At 41.8% G+C, this 21,342-nt stretch carries 17 protein-coding genes and 2 pseudogenes; 17 read left to right on the top strand and 2 right to left on the bottom strand.

What is annotated here, in order from left to right:
• Window positions 1–133 precede the first annotated feature (133 nt).
• The 8 genes and pseudogenes from FTT73_RS12885 to FTT73_RS12920 form a co-directional block, all read left to right on the top strand.
• Window positions 134–1,102 (top strand): annotated as a pseudogene (locus FTT73_RS12885) (tyrosine-type recombinase/integrase); the annotation flags it as partial.
• 620 nt (window positions 1,103–1,722) lie between these two features.
• Window positions 1,723–3,174 carry a hypothetical protein gene (locus FTT73_RS12890; RefSeq protein ID WP_228127733.1) on the top strand — a complete coding sequence of 484 codons (1,452 nt, stop codon included), beginning with the start codon at window positions 1,723–1,725 and terminating at the stop codon, window positions 3,172–3,174.
• Complete coding sequence (locus FTT73_RS12895) at window positions 3,171–4,634, top strand: hypothetical protein (protein ID WP_005096117.1); 1,464 nt, start codon at window positions 3,171–3,173, stop codon at window positions 4,632–4,634. The genes FTT73_RS12890 and FTT73_RS12895 overlap by 4 nt, the downstream gene beginning before the upstream one ends.
• Window positions 4,635–4,666: 32 nt before the next feature.
• Entirely contained in the window at window positions 4,667–5,077 is a 411-nt protein-coding gene (locus FTT73_RS12900) for a hypothetical protein (RefSeq protein ID WP_180077114.1), read from the top strand.
• A gap of 52 nt (window positions 5,078–5,129) precedes the next feature.
• Window positions 5,130–8,852: a tubulin-like doman-containing protein gene (locus tag FTT73_RS12905; RefSeq protein ID WP_005096121.1), complete on the top strand. Its 3,723-nt coding sequence runs from the start codon at window positions 5,130–5,132 to the stop codon at window positions 8,850–8,852.
• 79 nt (window positions 8,853–8,931) lie between these two features.
• The gene (locus FTT73_RS12910; RefSeq protein WP_180191539.1) at window positions 8,932–10,344 is read left to right on the top strand and encodes a lipopolysaccharide assembly protein LapB; all 1,413 of its coding nucleotides are present in this window, start codon (window positions 8,932–8,934) and stop codon (window positions 10,342–10,344) included.
• 28 nt (window positions 10,345–10,372) lie between these two features.
• The gene (locus tag FTT73_RS12915) at window positions 10,373–11,035 is read left to right on the top strand and encodes a hypothetical protein (RefSeq protein WP_005096125.1); all 663 of its coding nucleotides are present in this window, start codon (window positions 10,373–10,375) and stop codon (window positions 11,033–11,035) included.
• Window positions 11,036–11,107: 72 nt separating this feature from the next.
• Entirely contained in the window at window positions 11,108–11,659 is a 552-nt protein-coding gene (locus FTT73_RS12920) for a DUF2799 domain-containing protein (RefSeq protein WP_005096126.1), read from the top strand.
• Between the two features lie 93 nt (window positions 11,660–11,752).
• Here the strand turns inward: FTT73_RS12920 and FTT73_RS12925 are convergent.
• Window positions 11,753–11,923 (bottom strand): annotated as a pseudogene (locus FTT73_RS12925) (IS982 family transposase); the annotation flags it as partial.
• A gap of 27 nt (window positions 11,924–11,950) precedes the next feature.
• On the opposite strand from FTT73_RS12925, the gene FTT73_RS16410 reads away from it, so the two are divergent.
• From FTT73_RS16410 to FTT73_RS12955, 7 genes are all read left to right on the top strand, one after another.
• Window positions 11,951–12,079 (top strand): hypothetical protein, encoded by a 129-nt coding sequence (locus tag FTT73_RS16410; protein ID WP_005096127.1) that lies wholly within the window; start codon window positions 11,951–11,953, stop codon window positions 12,077–12,079.
• 300 nt (window positions 12,080–12,379) lie between these two features.
• The gene (locus FTT73_RS12930; protein WP_180077116.1) at window positions 12,380–13,603 is read left to right on the top strand and encodes an efflux RND transporter periplasmic adaptor subunit; all 1,224 of its coding nucleotides are present in this window, start codon (window positions 12,380–12,382) and stop codon (window positions 13,601–13,603) included.
• A complete protein-coding gene (locus FTT73_RS12935; RefSeq protein WP_074383142.1) occupies window positions 13,600–14,823 on the top strand; it encodes an ABC transporter permease in 1,224 nt (407 codons plus the stop codon). Before FTT73_RS12930 ends, FTT73_RS12935 begins: the two co-directional genes overlap by 4 nt.
• Window positions 14,816–15,538 (top strand): ABC transporter ATP-binding protein, encoded by a 723-nt coding sequence (locus tag FTT73_RS12940; RefSeq protein ID WP_159138448.1) that lies wholly within the window; start codon window positions 14,816–14,818, stop codon window positions 15,536–15,538. The genes FTT73_RS12935 and FTT73_RS12940 overlap by 8 nt, the downstream gene beginning before the upstream one ends.
• 202 nt (window positions 15,539–15,740) lie before the next feature.
• Window positions 15,741–16,157, top strand: coding sequence for a YeeE/YedE family protein (locus FTT73_RS12945; RefSeq protein ID WP_100357595.1), 417 nt, complete (start codon window positions 15,741–15,743; stop codon window positions 16,155–16,157).
• A 1-nt stretch (window position 16,158) separates the two neighbouring features.
• Window positions 16,159–16,581, top strand: coding sequence for a YeeE/YedE family protein (locus tag FTT73_RS12950; RefSeq protein ID WP_005096132.1), 423 nt, complete (start codon window positions 16,159–16,161; stop codon window positions 16,579–16,581).
• Window positions 16,578–17,453 (top strand): MBL fold metallo-hydrolase, encoded by an 876-nt coding sequence (locus FTT73_RS12955; RefSeq protein ID WP_159516390.1) that lies wholly within the window; start codon window positions 16,578–16,580, stop codon window positions 17,451–17,453. The genes FTT73_RS12950 and FTT73_RS12955 overlap by 4 nt, the downstream gene beginning before the upstream one ends.
• A 174-nt stretch (window positions 17,454–17,627) precedes the next feature.
• Here FTT73_RS12955 and FTT73_RS12960 read toward each other — a convergent pair whose 3' ends face one another.
• A complete protein-coding gene (locus FTT73_RS12960; protein ID WP_005096135.1) occupies window positions 17,628–18,128 on the bottom strand; it encodes a Dps family protein in 501 nt (166 codons plus the stop codon).
• 778 nt (window positions 18,129–18,906) lie between these two features.
• Between FTT73_RS12960 and katE the strand changes: the two genes are divergently transcribed.
• Window positions 18,907–21,030: a catalase HPII gene (gene katE / locus FTT73_RS12965; protein ID WP_180077118.1), complete on the top strand. Its 2,124-nt coding sequence runs from the start codon at window positions 18,907–18,909 to the stop codon at window positions 21,028–21,030.
• Between the two features lie 59 nt (window positions 21,031–21,089).
• The gene (locus FTT73_RS12970) at window positions 21,090–21,299 is read left to right on the top strand and encodes a hypothetical protein (RefSeq protein ID WP_005096139.1); all 210 of its coding nucleotides are present in this window, start codon (window positions 21,090–21,092) and stop codon (window positions 21,297–21,299) included.
• Window positions 21,300–21,342: the final 43 nt, after the last annotated feature.

Below are 21,342 nucleotides of genomic sequence, written 5' to 3' on the forward strand. Positions count from 1 at the left end.
ACCCATTCGTCCAGGTAACAGATCTTTAATCTGTTCCCACTGCTCATCTTTTAATGCATAGCGTTTAGTCATAAAAGTATAATGGGGACAAGGCGGTTTTCCTCAAGCTAATTGATGACACGCCCTAACTAATCTGGAACCTGAATCAAAAGAGTATCGGGAGCTGGACGGCGAAGGCTTATATTCCCGTGTAAAGCCTGATAGTAAAAAAGCGTGGTTATTCAGATACAAGAAGGCAAATGGCAAATGGTCGCGGCTTGGCATCGGTACGTATCCTGAATTGTCGGGAGCTGGCGCACGTAAAAAGGCCAGAGAAATCATTAAGGATATTTCACACGGCGATAATCCAATCATCACCAAGCAAGAACGTAAACGGCAAGAACTAGAACAGCACAATGCCACCTTTGAAGTTCTGGCCCGTGAATGGTTAGACACCAAAGCGAATACTTGGGTGCAGGACACGATGACCAGAAATAAAAGTGCATTGGAAAAACATGTATTTTCTGTTTTTGGCAAACGCTTGTACACCAGCATAAAACCGATTGAATGGATGAATCATTTAAAAGGTATTCAGCAGAAGCAGGATATATATGAACAGGTGAACCGAGTTCGTGCTATGTGTCGTGATATATACGATTTTGCCAAAGTAACTGGGAGAATGGATTACAACCTGGTGGAAGGCATCCGAAAATACCTACAACAAGGCAAAAAAGAAAATATGGCTCATGTGACTGAGCAGGAGTTACCAGCACTACTAAGAGCAATCAATAATTATCCAACTATAGATGTTCGGATGGGATTGCAGCTTTTAGCAATGTTATTTTGCCGACCTACTGAGTTAAGGGGAGCTAAATGGGAGGAGTTCGACCTTGAACAAGGGCTATGGAATATCCCAGAGCACCGTATGAAGAAACGGCGTGAGCATGTTGTGCCTTTATCTACTCAAGCAGTGACGATATTAAAAGAATTGCAGACCTACCAAACCAATTCAGATTATTTATTTCCGAGCAGATCGGATAAGAATAAGCCTAAATCAGACACCGTTTTTATTATGGCTTTGCGCCGTATGGGATATGAAGGCAGGCAGACACCACACGGATTTTCTTTTTCAAATTCATAATTATATCTGATAGATAGAAAAGTCATCCGCAACTGTTTGAGGCAGGACTAGATTTAAAAATGATTGTTTCTGCGACAAATTTACTAGTCGATGGTGGCTGACGAGTTTTGCGGATGACAAATGCCTTTGGTTACTTTGGGCGAAACCAAAGTAACAAATAATTTACAAGAATTTGATTTATAACATTAATATTCCGCCTTGAATGACTAAAAAATTAAAGAGTCTATTTCTAAACTCCTTAACTGATCAGCATTACCTAATATTAATGGTTTTTTATGTGAGATCTATATCTCACTATGTGCATATAAATTGAGCCACCGAAATCATTCAGCAATTCAGATTATGGAGTCATTGGCTTAAACATGATTCATGTAATGATGATTATTTTGACTAAATCGTTATATGGGAAAATTCAAATAAAACATGAAACAATTTGTTAGTTTTTGTTAAATAATATTTGTCCATTGTTAAGGTTATATTAACTATCTAATTTTATTAAAAAAAATCAAATAAATAGTTTGAAAGTAAAAAAAACTGTCTAGAATGTTGCAAAAGAAACTCAAAATATGGGGTGTGTCTTGATTCATAATCAGGATAAAGTAGTGTGGAATTTAGCATCCGGAACTTGGGTTCAAGATGACAAAGTCGGTTATACCTTAAAAAATACGCCGAATTTAAGAATTGCAGATCATGTGAATCCTCACTTTGTTAAGCAATTACTTAATTTGCCAAGTTTGGGTGCGAAAATGTATCCTTCTGAATTTTTGTATGATCCTGAAACGGGTAAGCGTCTAGAAAAAGCAAAAATCAATTCAGATTCATATTGGCTTGCACCTTATGGGCAAAGTTTACATTATGATGATGGTCGTCAATATGTGGATAATCACGGCTTGCAATTGAGTAGCCAACTCAAAGAATTAGAACGTAAACCTGATGTCAGTAATGATGCGCTACTGAAAATTAAAATGCCGCCAAGAGGAATTTTTGAATTTGTGTCTATTAAAACAGGTACAGATATTCCTCAGCTAATAGCATTGAATAAAGTAAATGGAAGTCTATCAATTTGGAGCCAATATAATAATGAATGGCTAGATTTAAGTAATCAAGGTCCGCGTTTAGAGCGCTGCCCAGAACCAATAGAAGAATATTTACACCTTTTAGGTGTTATGAGTGCAGATGGAACACCTCATTTATATATTCCGACTAAAGCTGGTTTGGCACGAGTTATTATTGATGGGTTATCGTTGAGATATCAGACGCAGTATGTGACTGAACATAATCCATGTTTGGGTATGCCTGTATATTGGAATAAAAAAATATTACAACCAATGTTGATCAATAATCAGCTGCAGGTTGTTGATGTACTTACTCGGCAGACATCAGTAGTAGTAAATAATCCAGCATCAGAAATTTATTTTGAAAAAGTAGTGTATGACAATAGACGTATTATTTGGATTGGTAAATCAGGCCAGTTGATTTTAAAATTTGAGGGGCTTGATAATCAAGAGCTAAGGGTCGTTTACGAGATGTGGATACCAGGATATAAGCCTGATTTTCGTTTTGGCGCACCTTATGATGATAGAAAAGGTAATTTCTACCAATTCTGTACAAGTCAGAATGCTGAGAAAGGACCTTGGTGTTATATCGAGCTCGATGCAGAAAAACCACATGTACAACCTTCTTTATTTCGTTTTACCACTGGCTTTTCAAAATTCTACCTGGGTGACAAACTTGACGTAAAAGATATTTGGAAAGAAAAAGTTGGTGTTGAACCAACACATCGTTTTACGGTTCCACTTATTGAGGATGAAAAGCACCAACTAATTTTAGGTTTTAGTTTTGATACAGATACAAATATAGGTATTGAGCAGAAACTTGCAGATGAGTCTAAACAGGATATTATGCTATTTATAGATACGCATGATGGGCTCATAGATTTTCATCGTGTTCAAGTTGAAAAGCCGTTGCAGTCAAGATTCTTTATTCATCAAAACATTTTGTATTTTTATAACCCTAGCTTAACTGAAATCTTAGGCTGGGAGCTTGCTGCATGAAGAAAATAGGATTAATGGCTTTAGTTAGCCTTATATCATCTTTGACTTGTGCAGGACAACATGCATTTTTAGTCCAAAACTCTGGTTGGATGGAACCCTTTTACCAAGATCAAAACTCGCAATTAAAACCACTTGTAAATGCTGTGGTTCAAACCGTCACGCAACCGAGTGACACTATTGCGGTAGCAATGTTTAACCAAAGCAATGCTGTGTCTAAATCACCTACGGTGATTTATCAAGGCGCCGGTAAACAAAATATTAGTCAGCAATTAAGCCAACAGAGCATCGCGAAAAAATCTGATAAAGCCTATGCAGATACCGATTTTAAAGAAGCTGTCGTTGCCACGATTACAGGTCCATTTGCGAAAAAGTCAGGCATTATTTGGATTTTTACTAACAATAAAAATAGTCCAAATAATGATGCGGCTACGGCTGAGCGCAATAAAGAATTCTATGAGCTGGTACATTTAGATCCTGCCATTAACAAAGTTATGGCATATCCATTAAAAATGCCTGTGCAAGGACAACATTTTAATGCATCTGGCTTAATGGTTTATGCCCTGGCTTATGGTGATCAGGCTGAAACTGAATTAAATCATTTGGTTCAATCAGGTCAAATGGAAAAGGTTTTCACCCAGCAACCTGCATTGTTAAAACCTTTAGACAAAGAACCAGTTCAACTCATTCCAACAGGTGTGAAAAACTCGTCTACGATTCATGCTTCTTTAGCATCTGATCAAAAAACCTTGGTTTTTAATTTAGAACCTAAAGATGTTATTCCTGAACTGAAGCTAACAGCAGATCTAAAAAACAAATTTTATCCTTACAACATTGCTGCAACACGCGTTGAAGCAAAGTTGAGATTGGCCAATGGTATGCAAGCACCGATTCAGATTTCTGAATCAGATATTCGTTTGATGACCAAAGACAACACGAAGCTAGAATTTCAAGTGCCAATTCCTTCGCATTTAATTGTGTCTCCATGGTCTTGGGAAGTGTTTAAGGCAATGGGTAAGGCAGTTACGATTCCTGCCAATATTGACGTGACTCTGTATGAGCAGAAGCTGAGCTTATCTGAAGATTTTAAACAGAATTTGCAAAATTTATTTCCTGGTGACCCCTTATCGGATGTCTTTGTTGCACCACAAAGTATTCAGTCTTCCACAGCCACAATTCCTGTGCAATTCCGTTTGCAATATCCATTATGGCCAGTTGTAGTCATGATTGCAGGGGTTTTATTGGCACTTGTATTCGGCATTTTGGCTTTGGCATTGAGTTCAAAACGTAAAAAATACGATGTTTGGGTTAATGGCTTGAAAAAACAAACCATCCAATTAAAACCATTTTCCAAGATGAGTGTTTATGGTGATTCAGGGGAAGAAATTGCGATTGTGAAACGTGGTATTTCAGACGCATCTGTTCAAGTTATAGATAAAAAATTTAGTGTAATACTTCGTTAAATAGTAAGTTTAATAAACATCCAGGGGGATATATGTCAGAGTCAAATACAAATAACGGTTTTGTTTTACCAACAGCAGATGAACAAGCTCAAACTGAAACAGCTACAGTAGCGCAAACTGTTCAAGCAGTGAATATTCCAACAGTTCAAGAAGAAACTGGTTCTCGCGATCTCATGATTGCTGGAGGAATTATCGTTGTTCTTCTCATCGCTTTCTTTTTTGCAAAACGTGGTTTCAGCAATAGTTTGGTAAAAAAACGTATTTCTCCGAGCAAAGCAAGTATGGCAGGTTGGTGGTTATTTATTTTCCTTGCTGCAGTTGCCATTGGTGCAGTCTTGGCAGCAGTCAATCCAGTGAAATTCTTATCTCTGCTTATTTTGGGGCCATTAGGTGTTGTTGCATTGCTAAGTGCTGTCCTGGCATTCACATCAAGCCGTGCTTAAGCACTGAATATGAGTTAAGTAATTAAAAAATAAGCAAAAATAGGGGAAGAAAATGACGGACACGCAAAATGTCAACACAGGCACTGCAGCCAAAGCAGCAGAGCAGACCGTAAAACTCCGCCCAACACTTTATATTGGTGTCGGTGGTACAGGTATGGAAGTGATGATGCGTGTACGTCGTCGTATTCTAAATGCAAGTTGGGGCAGTGATAATGTTCGCTTAGAAAACTTATCACAGTTTCCAATTGCACAATTTATGCATTTTGACTTAGATCAGGGTGCAATTATTGATAGTGGCCGTGCACAAACTGAAGATTTGCAATATAACTTAGTCAAGTTTACGGATGATGAAAAAATTGTAGAGTCTTTTGATATTGAGAAATATAGCCGTGATGATGCATCACTGAGTCGTTATCCTCATATTCAAAATTGGTTACCGTTAACACCGAGAAAAATTCGTGAATTAGGCATTGATCCTGCAAAAGGTGCGGGACAGATTCGATCTGTATCACGTTTATATTTCTTTGATAAATATCCAAAAACACGTGACAAAATTCGCTCAAAATTAAATACATTAAAAGCAGGTTTATCACGCGATGACATGCTGAGAAAATTAAATCTACAGCTGGATACAAGTAAATTCCGTATCGTGGTTTTGGGTTCTGTGGCGGGTGGTACAGGATCAGGTTCATTTTTGGATATGGGGTGGTTATCTAAATGGGTAGCAAGCAACGAAGTTGAAGCTGCTGATGTAGAGTTGATGTTGTTCTTACCGACGGGTTATTCAAGTGCCAATAAAGCACGTACTGAGGCCAATGCTTATGCAGCGTTGATGGAAGTTGAATCTGCAATGGTTGGGCATTCAAAGTATGTTGAAAAATGGGATGATTATGATCGTCCACAGCTTGCATCGAAGCCGTATGATGAAGTTCATTTAATTGATTCCGGTAACCTCGCACGCCAGCATACGGACAATATGAATGACGTGTATTCAATGATTGCGGATACTTTGTTCGAGGATTTTCGTTCTGCTGACTTTGCCAACCGTAAACGTTCGGTTGCAGTAAATCAACGTCAACATAAAATTCATATGTTTGCACCACCTGTACCAACAGGGCGTTTTGGTGACATGAAATTGAATTATTCATGTGCATATTCAGCATTTGGTCAATCGACTTTGGACACACTTGGTCGTGCTCGCTATGATGAATATGCGTACAGTTTGGCAGCGGACATGCTTAAAGCCTTCTTTGGTGTAGCAAGCGCAAATCCTGCTGCTAACCGGGCGAGTGAAAAAAAGCGTGATGCATTCATGGCCGAAAATATGAATCTCAATTTGGTGCCATTTAATAACCTTCCTGAGTTTTCAGCTGCGACATTAAAAAATCCAGAAATTCGTGAGTTAAATACCGAATTTATGGATTTAGAAATTGTAGATATTTTATTACGCTCAGGTCAGAACGGTGTCGAAGTAGATATCGCAGAAGAAACACGTCAGCGTGTTAGTCAGCGTATTAGTGAAATCAGTATTATTGATCGTGAACAGTGGGCAAATGAAGTCCGCAAAACAATGCAAAGCTTAATGCGTGATGTCATTCGTAATACAGATGCTATGGCAGATACAGCTGAAGACCGTGTCATGCGACGTCGAAAAGCATTATTTGAAAGTCTCAAAAAAGATATTGAAAGCCGTTTATATTTATATTTAGATAATCACGAACAAGGTGGTTTCGAATATGTGATTTCGCTAGTCGAACAAATTAAAGACCGTATTGAAAATGCTAACTCAGGTATTACATTACAGCTCAAAAATTCAGCCAATCGTTATACTGCGATTAAAGATGCCTTATTGACTTATGAATATGAAAAGCAACTGAAAGATTTAGAAGAAACAAAGGGTAAAGGGCTTTTAGCTATATTTGGTGGTGGGAATAAAGAAGAGCAAGCTCGTGCAGTGTTGGATAACCTGCGTAAAGATATCGCAAATATTCTTTCTTTCCACCTGCGTGCAAAAGCAGCTTTAGAAGCCATTGAACTGATGCAAGATATTTCAAACTGGTTAGGTAACAGTTTGGGTGTGGATGAAAGTGGAAAAACAATTTGGAATGGTGTGATGGGTGACCTGCAAAGTGGTCAAGAGTCTGTCATAGATATGATGAAACGTCTTGATCACGATCGCGAAGTGATTCATCAACAAATTCGTACCAAGCATGCAACTTTACAAATTATTGAAACTGACGATGTAAAAGAGCGTGAAATAGATCCTCGTTTAATGTGTGAATGGGCGGCTGAAGCATTTAAGGATTTTGGTGGTTCAAAAGAGCTATTTAAAATTCTTGTTGACCCGGATCAGCAAACACCATTATTGCTTAAAATTATTCGCATGGCAGAGCGTCGTCTAGTTATTTTTGAACAAAATGATCAAGAAGAAGATGCATTGTATAAAGCACTTGAAAATATGAGTGTAGTTGAACGTCAGAATGTATTTACTGAGTGGTTACAGCGTGCCATGCCTTGGGTTGATGCCAAAATGGGCGGTGATTTCACCCCACCACCAGACCGTTTCAAATGTTTTATCGGTGTGAATGGTGCAGATCAATTTAGCAAAAAGTACAAACATGAACTGACGGGATGTATTCCAAGTGGTTTAGGCTTAAATGCTCAAGCATTGTCGATTGTCGAAACCGGAGAACCTGGTCGAGCAGTCTGCTATGTCGAGCTATCAGGTATTCCTCTTACGATTTTACGGGGTATTGAGACTTGGCGTACTAGTTACCGTAAAGAAAGTGAAAGAACACCACTACATACGCATATTGACTCAACACGATTCAAGCATCCATATGCACCAACACCTGATGAATTAAACAGCTTGGCTGATGATTTTAAATGCTACTTAAAAGCAGTGATGTTGGGTGTTTTAAAACGTTGTGACGTTCCAGGCTTGATTCCAAGTGGGCAGTATGAATTTGCGGTCGCACGTGGCGATGTGCGTCGCTTAGGCAATGAACGTGGTTTCCGTTTAAATGGTTTACCTCAGACTTACCGTGATAACATTTATGATCAAGTGCAGCAGAAATTTAAATCACTCAGTGATGCAAATTTAACAATGCTAATTGCATTAGTTGATCATTATGAACGAGAGATTTATACCCCTCGTCTTGTTCAAAATGAAACGGGTGCGCAAGTTGAACATGTCGGTTTTGCATGTGCTATTGCAAAAGAATTAAAGAAAGAGCTGATCGAATTAGCTGAGCGTAAGGAAATTCCTCAAGAATTGATCGAGCGTGCATATGAATTAACTGAATATCGCGAAGAAATGGAAAAATGGGCTGAAGTACTCAAAGATTCAGATGAAGATGCATATCAGGATGAAATTCGCGAACCAAATAAAGGTCGACGCCTGAAGTGGGTGATGAATATGTCACCAAGTATCCTACAAATACATGAACAACTTCTTGTGAAAAATAGCATGGCAGATGTAGTACCAATAGCGACATTTGCGATGCCTGGTATGACACCTCCACCTACTCCAGGCGCAATGCCACCCCCAATTTTGCAGCAACCCCAGTATCAATATCATATTGCGATCAATGGGCAAAACTTTGGACCATACCCTCATTCAAAAGTAGTTGAAATGTTGCAGCAGCAACAGATTAACTCTGCAACGATGGTATGGCGTGAAGGTTTAGCTAATTGGATCGCAATTGCCCAATGCCCTGAGCTTGCAATACCTGTGCCGCCACCAATTCCTAGTATCCCGCCAATTTTACAATAATTGCTCATGCAGTATTGTCCTTGAAAAAGGGCAATACTGCCAACGCTCAACACAAAAAAGAAGTAATAGGTTAAATAACATGGCTAAGCAGAACGAAGAGATGGTTTGTATTGAATGTCAGCAGAAGCTACAGCTCAAGGTAAAATATTGTCCTTTTTGTGGTACTTTGCATGACGTTCAACTCCAAACTCCGCCTGTAGAGTCAAAGGAAATACCAATCATTCCAAGAGAGTCATTGAGCGAAAATCAAGATTCAATTGGAAGTCAAAGCCAAAATGAAGCTCAAATCGAAGAAAAATCAAACTCATCGGTTGTAGTTAAACACATCACAAAGCAGGGCAATAAAGAGCTAGTGGGTGTCATCATTGTTGGTTCGACCCTTGAAAACATGCGAACTTATGATCGTTACGCCTTTAAAAAAAATGAAGGAATTTTTGTACGTTTAAAGCATCTAGCAAATATTCCAAATGAATATTTAAGTTTGGAACAATATCAACTCAAGTTTCAAAGTGATCTGTCAGTCTTAGATGCTGAACCAGATGAGCCTCTTGAACCGATACAGCCTGCGGCTCCAATCGTAACCCCTCCACAACTACCATCAACCAGTCAACCTACACTGTTAGATCCACCACAGCAAAAAACCTCGAGTTTTAAATATATTGCGATTGCCTTTATCGTACTTTTGATGGTGATCTTTTTCTTGTTTAGTGGTAAAGAAAATATACAAGAAGAAGTGTCTATAGACGAAGAGGCACAGGTTGATCCTTGTGAAAATGTAAATGCAGAAATTAGTAGCTTTTTGAGTGAAAAAATGCCGACACGTGCATTGAGTATCATCAAACTCAACCAGGCAGAATGTAAAATTAATGCAAGTTTTGTGCAGTTGGTTGTATCTGCAGAAGCGCAAACCACCTCTGCAAAAGAGAAACTCACTTTAGCAAAAGAGTATTTGCAAGCTGGAAACTTGGAGTTAGCACATCAGACATTGCTTGCTGCATTAGAACTTGATGCGGAACTTGTAGGTGGCCTAGAGCTGTTGCCACAGATCGAATCGATGATTGAAGAATTTAATCTTCAACAAGAAGAAGAGCTGGAAGCATCTATAGAAAGTGAAACTATACAAAATGAAGTTGAAAATTTTCCACAGCAAAATATGCATCAAGAAGTTGAGCAAGCACAGCGTTTAGCACAAGCAGAGCGTGAGCGTGCAGATGCACAACGCCAGGCAGAACAGGCTCAAATAGAACGTCAGAAAGCTGAAGAGGCTGCACGTAAACTAGCAGCAGAAGCAGCACGTCGTCAGAATGAAGCACGTTTTGATTCTCAGCTCAGTCGTGCAGAGCGTGCATTAAATGCAAATAACTACGGTTTGGCTAAATCTTTGGCTCGAGAAGTATTGTCTGCTTCTCCGAGTAATGGTCAAGCAAAACGTATTTTACGTCAGGCTGAAGCAGGTGAATCAGCAGCCTTTGACGATATGGTAATTCAATAATCATTTTATACTTTAAGAGGGAAATTTAATGAAAAAGACAATATCTGTTGCTATGTTGAGCTCAGCTTTAGTTATTTCAGGTTGTGCGAGTACAGGGGGATTGGCAACGTCAGCCAATGGGGGATGTAATACGGGAATGTCTACAGCAGTAGGCGCACTACTTGGTGCAGCAATTGGGGCATCTGTGGGTGATAGTAGTTATGCTGCAACAGGTGCTGCTATTGGCGGTGCGGTTTTTGCAGCAGGATGCTTAATGATTAATGCCCACACCATTCAGAAAAAATCAGCTGCTGAAGTTGAAACGGCATATAAGAAAGCCAATAAAGGGAAATTGCCTCAAACAACAAGGGTTCAACAGTATTCTACTGTTATTTTACCTAATCAAACTGTGGCAGCGAACCAAAATATTACAGTAAAATCAGATTTGACTGTTGTAGAAGGTGTTGCTGATCCTCTTCAGCGTGTCCAAGAAAAATTAGTTCTAAAAGATGCAAATGGAAAAGTGATACGTGAATTGGTGAAAGATGTTCAGGTTTCAACAGCCCAAGGCTATAGTTCTGGCGATTTTGAAAATTCATTCAGTTGGAAGTTTCCTTCGAGTGTATCAAAAGGACAATACTTACTTGATACTGAATTACTCGTGAATGGTAAAAAAGTCGCAAACAATACTCGTACGATCACATTAGTCTAAAATCTCTTAGAAATCCCAATATGTATTGATACATATTGGGATTTTTACTGTAGCCAATATTTTGAGAACTTCATGAAATTAAAAATGTTGCTGTTAGGCAGTATTGTTATGCTGAATGGTTGTGCAATTATGTCTAAAAATGAGTGTTTATCTGCCAATTGGGGTTTAATTGGTCAGAATGATGGTTATAACGGTAATGGTTCATTCATGCAAAAGCGTACTCAAGCATGTATGAAACACAACGCTATTTTAGACACAGAAGCCTATACCACTGGTTATAAAAAAGGTCTAAAAAATTATTGCAATCCACAAACTATTTTTGATTACGCATTACAAGGTAGAGGAACATATCAGAGTTGCCCAATGGAAATGCAAAATAACTTACGACCTTATTACAATGTGGCGAATAAGTTTTATGTGGCGAATAAAAATTTAAAATCGATTGAAGATACAATTGCGACAGCAAAATCTAATATGTATAACTCTGATCTTAAGGAAGAATCACGAAAGTATTATCGTGAAAAATATAACGAAGCTAGCAATAAGTTGGGGCAAGTTCAGCGTGAATATAATATGGCAGAACGAGAAATTCTGCAATTCAAGCGAACGGCAAGTTTTGAATAATAAGAGTTAGTTATAAGATTGAAAAATATAGTTTCTCAGATAGCTAGAAACTGTATTTGCTTATTTCAAAGATTAATTTAACCCTCATCCTGTTTAAGCCAATGACTTTATAATTTGAATGGTTGGCTTATTTCGATGGGTTAATTGGTATGCACATAACGAAGCATAGATGCCAGTTAAAGACCCTGAAATACTCCGAGCTTTACTCGTCACTAAATTATAGTGTCCTTTCAATAGGCTGAATAATGTTTCTATTTTGCTGGGCTTTTTTAAGTAAAATCCCTAGGTACCATGAAGGCAGATCCGCGTGATTTAAACTGGCAGAAAGTTAATCAGGAAATCCGGTTGGCGCCTTTGGGCGAAAGCCTGTCGCAACGTGATCAGTTATTGGGTAAAATTATTAAATCAATCATTCATTAAACAGGCTAAATCAACGATGTTTTAGCCTGTTTTTGATGCTATCCAGATCTTTGACATGGCGGTCGCTTCATACAGCGGACTTTTAGCTCATTCATTCAAATGTTGCAGCTGCCATAGATCACTTTAGCTGAAATCGATAAGTGCTGGCTAAACATGCTCAGGAATCCAACATTTCATTTAAACTCAACAAAATATCTATAAATCTATGCAGGAACCTGTTGTAAATTAGACACTCGAAGAAAATAAATAAAGCGTTATCTTTCTTATTCAATATTCGATGCATCAACCGGAGATTCTCAGTTGCGCGCTGCCCGCTATAAAATTTTGCTCATCATCTTATTGTTACTGGCAGTCGGTTTTGCTCTGTTCCGCTGGTGGCAGGGGCCGGTTCTACCAAGCTATACCTTGAACACCATGCCGCTGATACAAAATGTAGTGGCCACCGGACGCGTGGCGACAGTCTCGCGTGCTCAGGTGGGCAGTGAAATTAGTGGCGTAGTACTTGAGCGGCGGGTCACGGAAGGAGATCAGGTGAAACCTGGTGATCTCTTGGTGGTGCTGAAATCGGATGAATTACTGGCCCAAGTACGACAGGCTGAACTGGCACTGACTGAATTGGCCACCAGCAGACGACCACAGGCGATAGCAGAACTGGCCAGTGCCAAAGCACAACTGGAACAGGCCAGTCGTGAAGCAGCACGGAGACGTAATGCCGAAGCGGGTATCCTGTCGGCTGAAGAAATAGAACAGGCCTTAGAGGCAGAAAGAGTTGCCCGCAACAATTATGAAACCGTTCGTCTAAAAGCAGCGGCATTGTCTACGGGACAAGTTGAAGAAGCATCGCTTCGGGAACAGCTGGCAGTGGCGCAGGCGCAACTGGCAAAAACCAGAATTCGGGCTGCGGTCGCAGGTACAGTACTGACACGGGATGTCGAGCCAGGCGATCTGGTTCAACCAGGACAAACCTTATTTACCATTGCCTTAACGGGCAATACAGAAATCCGGGTGCCACTCGATGAACGGAATTTACCGCAACTGGCCTTAGGGCAAAATGCCACCGTGATTAGCGATGCTTATCCGGATCAGTCTTTTCCGGCCCGCATTAACTTTATTGCACCGAGTATTGATCCGCAGCGGGGCACGGTAGAGGTCAGATTAACCGTCAACCCGGTGCCAGATTTTCTGCGTCAGGACATGACCGTATCGGTCAATGTCGAGACAGATAAACGGGAGCGGGCACTGGCTATTCCGAACGATGCGCTTAGCAATATTAAAGGCAATAAGGCAGTGGTCGTGTTGGTACGTGATAGAAAAATCCAGCGCCAACCGGTGACTTTAGGTTTACGGGGTCTGGCCATGTCAGAAGTAACTTCAGGTTTGAGTGAGGGTGATCAGGTGCTGGCCAATGCCGAATCGTTACTGGAAGAGGGTGCGCGAGTCCGTCTCAAGCCACAAGATAGCTCATTGATGAGCTCGACTGACGCGACTGATAGCAAGAATGAATTACCGGTGAAATTCGATTGAAAAATTTTTTCGAGCGGCTTTGGATCGAATGGAAAATCGCGATCAGTTTTTTGCGCGAAGGTCGCGCGCAGTCCATTATGATCACGGTGGGCGTCGCCGTTGGTGTGGCGGTGATTGTGTTTATCACGGCCCTGATTCAGGGGCTACAGGCCAATATTGTCGAACGTACATTAGGTACACAGGCACATATCCGTCTGCTCTCACCCGATGAAGTCAACCGGATTGTGCCGCCGCCTGCCGGGACGGTGCAATTGTTACAGGAAGATAAACGCGCACAACGACTGCGTTCCATCAATAATTGGCAGCAGATTACCGAAACGCTGGATCAGTTGCCGATATTAACTGCTGTGTCGCCTGTGGTCTCCGGGCCGGCCTTTGTACAACGCGGTGATGCGATTGAATCCGTGGCCTTGGTCGGAATGGATCTGGAGCGTTATCAGCAGATCATTCCATTGAAAGAATATTTAACCAGTGGTCAGTTACGTGTTGGCGCAGACGATGTACTGATCGGCAGTCAGTTGGCCAAAGATCTGGGGGTTCAGGTCGGTAGCAAATTGCGACTGGATACCGGTCAGCAAAACAGTGCCTTGGTAAATATTGCCGGCATATTTGAACTGGGCGTGCGTGAACTGGATGCGCGTTATGTTTATCTGGACTTGAAACAGGCACAGTCTTTACTCGGCCTGCCCGGTGGTGTAACTGTCATTGATCTGACCATTAACGATATTTTTGAGGCTGATGAAATTGCGGCCCAAGTGGGGCGCCTGACCTCATTAAAGGCCGAAAGCTGGATTTCAACCAATGCACAGCTGATGAATGCGATTACTGCACAGAGCCTGTCTACCAATATGATTATTGTTTTTGTTGCCATTTCAGTGGCTTTTGGCATTGCCAGTGTCATGTCCGTCAGCGTGGTACAGCGCACCCGGGAAATTGGTATTTTGCGTGCGACAGGCGCCACCCAGTCACAAATTTTAAGAATTTTCCTGTTTCAGGGGGCCATATTTGGTCTGCTGGGTTCGGTCGTTGGCAGTGCAGCCAGTTATGGTCTGGTCTGGGTATTTAATAATTTTGGCCCCGGATTATTTTATATCCCGATTTCGATCGAGCTGGTACTTCTGGCTTTATTGTTGGCGACATTAACAGGGGTATTGGCCGCTGCAGTACCATCACGCCGGGCAGCGGCACTCGATCCGGTGGAGGCGATTCGTCATGTCTGAACCATCTCAAGAAGTCCTACGTTTAGAAGCGCTGCACAAATCTTATAATATTGGTCAGCCCAATGAAATTGAGGTCTTGCATGGTATTGATCTGTGTATTGAACGCCAGGATTTTGCTGCTCTGATTGGGCCTTCTGGCTCCGGAAAAAGTACGCTATTGAATATTCTGGGATTGCTGGATCAGCCGAGTAGTGGCGAGCTGTATTTGCTGGGACAGCCGACCAGTGCCATGGATGATCGTGGCCGGACTGCGTTACGTGGCAATAGTATTGGATTTGTATTTCAGTTCCATCACCTGATTCAGGCATTTACTGCACTGGATAATATTTTAATGCCCTTGATGATGACGCGAGGCAAACCCGGACAGCAAGGCTTACAACGGGCACGGGATTTGCTGGCTGCAGTGGGGCTGGAAAAGTTTGCTGATCGTAAACCGAACGAGCTTTCCGGTGGGCAGCAACAGCGGATTGCGATTGCGCGGGCTTTGATTACAGAGCCAGCCTTACTTCTGGCCGATGAGCCTACCGGTAATCTGGATACGCAGACCGCCGCCGACATGTTTGAGCTGTTTCGTAAAGTGCATCGTGAACGCGACTGCGCCGTTCTGCTGGTGACACATGACCCGCGCCTATCCGCCACCTGTGATCGAACCATTAATCTGGTCGATGGCCGGATTGAAAGTGATTCCCATACGGTTCATCCAATTGAAACTTAGACAATATTTCAAATATTAGATTGATCCGATCCAGATTATTTCTTTATTAGTCACAGCTGACTAGGGCTGAAACCAGAGAGCTTAGCATGCATTGGATTTGAGCCTATAATCATCTTCCATCAAATAAGTTAAACAGACTAGAACTTGAATAATATTTAATTAAATATAATATCAAAATATATAGTGATGAAAGTGAAATATGATGCATGACTTCCTGAGCGCTTTTCTCGGTGGTTTACTTCTTGGTGTTTCAGTGGTCGGCTATCTGTATATTCATGGCCGGATCGCGGGCATTAGTGGTCTGATTGGACAGGTACTTAATCCTAAAAGCATTTTCAAGACGCCAGCTCTGTGGTTTTTATTGGGTCTCATCATCATTCCATTTGCTTATGGACGATGTATACAACCTGAAATCGAACTGAATACCAGTCCCTGGATGATGATCATTGCAGGTTTACTGGTCGGTTTTGGCACCCGTTTAGGCTCGGGATGTACCAGTGGCCATGGGATTTGTGGCATCAGCCGTTTATCTAGACGTTCAATCTTGGCTACAGCCGTATTTATGTGGGCTGGATTTATGACAGTTTATGTGATTCGTCACCTGATTGGAGTGCGCTAAAATGAAAAATCTGCTGGCATTTTTATGGGGTGGTTTATTCTCAGTTGGCTTGATGATTTCCGGTATGGCCAATCCTGAAAAGGTTCTGGATTTTCTGGATGTTTTTGGCGACTGGGATCCGAGTCTGGCCTTTGTGATGCTGGGCGCGATTATGGTCGCCTTTATTCCTTTTCAGAAAGCCACGCGAAATCCGGTAGCTAAAACTGTATTTCATGAGCCGATCCAGTTACCGACTAATCAGAAAATTGATTCTAAACTGATGAGCGGCAGTCTTTTATTTGGTATCGGCTGGGGAATTGCCGGTATCTGTCCGGCACCCAGTCTGACACTCATTGGTTTAGGCCACTATCAGGCTACTTATTTTATTATGGCCATGCTGGCAGGGGTTTATCTACATCGTCAATGGTCAGGAGCATCATCATGAGTCATAGCGCCGTAATTCAAGATTTTTTTCATGAAGATAGCCATACTTTTAGCTATGTGGTGGGTGATCCGGCCACTGGAAAATGTGCGGTGATTGATAGCGTGCTGGATTATGATGCCGCTTCTGCCAGTACATCGACCAGACATGCGGATCGAATTATTGCCTATATACGACAGCAGAACTTTGAGGTTGAGTGGATTCTGGAAACCCATGTGCATGCAGATCATTTGACCGCAGCGCAATATCTGCATTCACAGTTGGGCGGCAAGATTGCCATGAGCCAGCATATTTCTATTGTGCAGGAAGTCTTTGGCGCGATCTATCATCTGGATATGAAACAGTTCAATCTGGCTCAGCCTTTTGACTATCTGTTTGCGGATCATGAAAAATTCAATATTGGTTCACTACAGGCCTATAACATTCCGACACCGGGGCATACACCGGCCTGTCTGAGTTATGTGGTCGGGAATGCAGTCTTTGTCGGTGATACCTTGTTTATGCCAGATTATGGCACTGCACGTTGTGATTTTCCCAAAGGCAGTGCGGCAACGCTATTCGATTCGGTGCAAAAACTGTATCAATTGCCGGATGATACCCGGGTATTTCTGTGCCATGACTATTTACCGGAAAGCCGTGATCACTTTGTCTGTGAAACCGATATTCAGACCCAGAAGCAGCATAATATCCATATTCACAGGGGGATGGCCAAAGCTGAATTTATTGAAATGCGCCAGCAACGCGATGCCCAATTAGGTATGCCAAAACTGATTTTACCAGCGATTCAAATCAATATACGTGCCGGTCAATTTCCTGAAACAGAGGCCAATGGTATTTCCTATTTAAAACTGCCGCTGAATTATTTTCATGCCTGAATGCCTCAATTCTTAAAACCTGGTGATGAAAAGAGGATGTACACGACTGCATACATCCTCCAAGTTTTTAGTGCTTCATTTTAAAGGTCATATCTTTGGGATTGTTCTAATCGGCTAAGCAACACTCGTGTCATCCCGCTCATCCGCTTGCTCTCAAATGCGATTAATCATGCTTTATTGATCCAGACTACTTCTGAGCATCCAGGCAGTTTTTTCATGTACATCTAGTCGCTGGGTCAAAATATCCGCTGTTGGTTGATCATTGGCGTCTTCAATCACTGCAAAAATACTTCTGGCGGTACGTGCTACGGTCTCATGGGCATCGACCAGTAGGCGCAGCATTTCTTCAGCTTTTGGCACCCCTTCAACCTCTTTAATAGAGGTCAGTTTTACAAACTGTTTATAGGTGCCAGGTGCTGCAAAACCCAAGGCCCGGATACGTTCAGCAATCACATCCAGCGCATTCCACTGCTCGGTGTATTGGGTCATAAACATATTATGCAGGCTATTGAACTGGGGACCGGTGACATTCCAGTGGAAATTATGGGTCATCAAATACAGGGTATAGCTGTCTGCCAATAGTCGGGATAAACCATCGACAATCTTGGCACGATCATCATGCGAAATTCCGATATCAATTTTCATTGCTTTAGATTCTTTTTTAGAAGAGGCCATGCTCTTACTCCTTAAAATTTAACAACATGCTGTGTATTAAAATAAAGTCAGATGTATTCGAAGTTTGAGTCAAACGAGGGTTTGATCTTGATAATGACTCCCGAATTGAAACTTAATTTCCATTATCAATATGAACAAGCTGAAAGATTTAAGTGTTTATAAGTTATAGATATTAGATCAATAGACAGGCAGGAAGTTTAGTCATTATGTATAGCCTGAAGAGAGGATTGTAACTTTTCAATTTAATAAACTTTATTTCTCTTTATCAACCTAGCGATAATTATCCCAACAGATTTAGAACGTTGAAAAAAGCCTTAGCTATTTCAGAATGGAAATATTGCACTGATTCATGATGACGGATTTGTATGCACTATCACATCTTGCCTGAAGAACTTTTATTGCAACATAGCATGACTAAAATTTTATATCTCTTTTAAATGAATGAGATGGCTGTGTGCAAAGATCATAAAAAAGAGGGGGTTATAAAAAAATAACACAACGCTGCCTTAATTAAACAAGGCACAACAAAGAATAATAAACCTCTTTCCTAAATGCAGTTATGTTAGGACACAGGCGCAGTCAATAACAATATCCCAGAAAGCAAAATCCTTCGAGACAGAACACTGAGATGAAGTGCTGACTTGAGACAGCATGGGCTGTAGCAATTGGGTTTGCGGGAATCATGTTATTGGCCAACCCATGCGAGACATAAAGCTCAAGCGACTTTGAGATAGACAAAAATATCTGCACTAAACTCAATCTCAGCAAGGAAAACATCATGAAAATTAAGGCGAATAGTCCAGCCACAGGCAAAAATGGTTTAGATAAGCAAAATACCAATAAAAAGAGTGAGCAGCTTGACGTATATCGTAGCGATGCAACCGAGCAGACGCTCACCACCAATCAGGGCGTTAAAATCTCAGATAACCAGAACAGTCTTAAAGCAGGTGTTCGTGGTGCGACCTTAATGGAAGATTTTATTCTGCGTGAAAAGATCACCCATTTTGACCACGAACGTATTCCGGAGCGTATTGTGCATGCGCGTGGTGTCGGTGCACATGGTTTTTTTGAAGCTTATCCAGGCAATGAAAAACTGACCAAAGCAGGCTTTCTGACCAATACCAGTGTACAAACGCCGGTATTTGTACGTTTTTCTACGGTACAGGGGCCGCGTGGTTCGGCAGATACTGTACGCGATATTCGTGGTTTTGCGACCAAATTCTATACTGAAGAAGGTAATTTTGACCTGGTGGCGAATGATGCGCCGGTATTCTTTATTCAGGACGGGATCAAGTTCCCGGATTTTGTACATGCGGTGAAGCCTGAGCCACAAACTGAAATTCCAACCGGTGCATCAGCACATGATACGTTCTGGGATTTTGTTTCTTTAGTGCCTGAATCAGCGCATGCGGTGATGTGGGCCATGTCAGATCGGGGTATTCCGCGTAATTTAAGAGCCATTCAAGGCTTTGGGGTGCATAGCTTCCGGTTGATCAATGCCGAAAATAAAGCGGTTTTTGTGAAATTTCACTGGACGCCAAAACAGGGTCTCGCCCAACTGGTCTGGGATGAAGCACAAAAACTGGCGGGTAAAGACCCGGATTTCCATCGTCGTGACTTATACGAAGCGATTGCATCCGGGAATTATCCAGAATGGGAGCTCGGTGTACAGGTCGTTCCAGAAGAAGATGAAATGAAATATGATTTCGATTTGCTGGATCCAACCAAAATTATTCCGGAAGAACTTGTGCCGGTGACGCCGATTGGCAGAATGGTGCTGAACCGTAATGTCGATTATTTCTTTGGTGAAACCGAGCAGGTAGCATTCTGTCCGGGACATATTGTGCCGGGACTAGATTTTACCAATGATCCCTTATTACAAGCACGTCTGTTCTCCTATACCGATACCCAGCTCAGCCGTTTAGGTGGTCCAAATTTCCACCAGATTCCGATCAACAAGCCGGTTTGTCCGTTCCACAATAATCAGCGTGACGGGTTACATCAGCGTATTGTACATACCGGTCAAGCCAGTTATGAACCAAACTCGATTGATGATCACTGGCCGGCTGAAGCTCCGCCAGCAGCACAAGATGGTGGTTTTGAAAGCTATCAGGAACGTATTGATGGTCACAAGATCCGTCAGCGCAGTGAATCTTTTAGTGATCATTTTAGTCAGCCTCGTCTTTTCTATCGCAGCCAGGCACCCCATGAGCAAAAACATATTGTCGATGCCTATGTCTTCGAACTGAGCAAGGTAGAACGCAAATATATTCGTGAGCGTGAAGTACTGGAAGTGCTGTGTAACATCGACTTGGACTTGGCACAACAAGTCGCGGATCAATTGGGCATTGAAATTCCGGCAGAGAAAAAAGCGGCAACATTGCCAGAGGTACAGGTTTCACCGCGTTTATCTTTCGAGGCCTTTAAACCCGAAGATATTCAGGCACGGAAAATCGCGCTACTGGTACATGATAAAGCCAATGAGGCCAGTATCAAAGCCGTTCAAGCCTGGGCAGAATCAGAGGGTGCTGTGGTCGATGTACTGACCCCGAAACCGGGTCCGGTACTGGGTCAGCAAGGCGAGGTAATTCCTTCTGACGGTATGCAAAAAGCCGAGCCATCGATTGCCTATGATGCCGTGGTGATTACTGATGGTGATAATTATGATGTGGTGATGAAAGATGGTGTGGCGACTCATTATCTGCTGGAAGCGTATAAGCACCTGAAACCGATTATCTTCCTGGGCGATAAAGCCAAGCTGATTGAAGATCTGCGCCTGATCAGGGATGAAGGGACTTTGGCGCATGAACAGTTTGACGCGGTACAAGACAGCTTCAAGACTTTGATCATGAACCATCGTGTCTGGGCGCGTGAACTGGTTGCAGAAAGCATTCCTGCCTAAACCACTAAAGGATAGGAGCCTTGGCTTCTATCCTTCTGGTTTCAAAATGGATAAATAATATGGTGAGACCGGATGCCAAAAAGTTATTGGCACAGGTACAGCAAGCCAAATGGAACCGAGAACAGGACATCTATCTCATTGAGCATAACCATTTGCCTTTAGCTGAACTGATGCAGCAACTTTGTTTCAATGAAGAAGAAATCATGGCACGCCGTAAGGTATTAGGCCTGACCACACGGTTAAAACAAATGCGAAAACTTTCCCATTAACTGACTTTAGAACATAACAACAGTGCCGTATCTTTATGAGGAA

The organism is Acinetobacter sp. YH01006, assembly GCF_013420445.1.
GTDB lineage: Bacteria > Pseudomonadota > Gammaproteobacteria > Pseudomonadales > Moraxellaceae > Acinetobacter > Acinetobacter pseudolwoffii.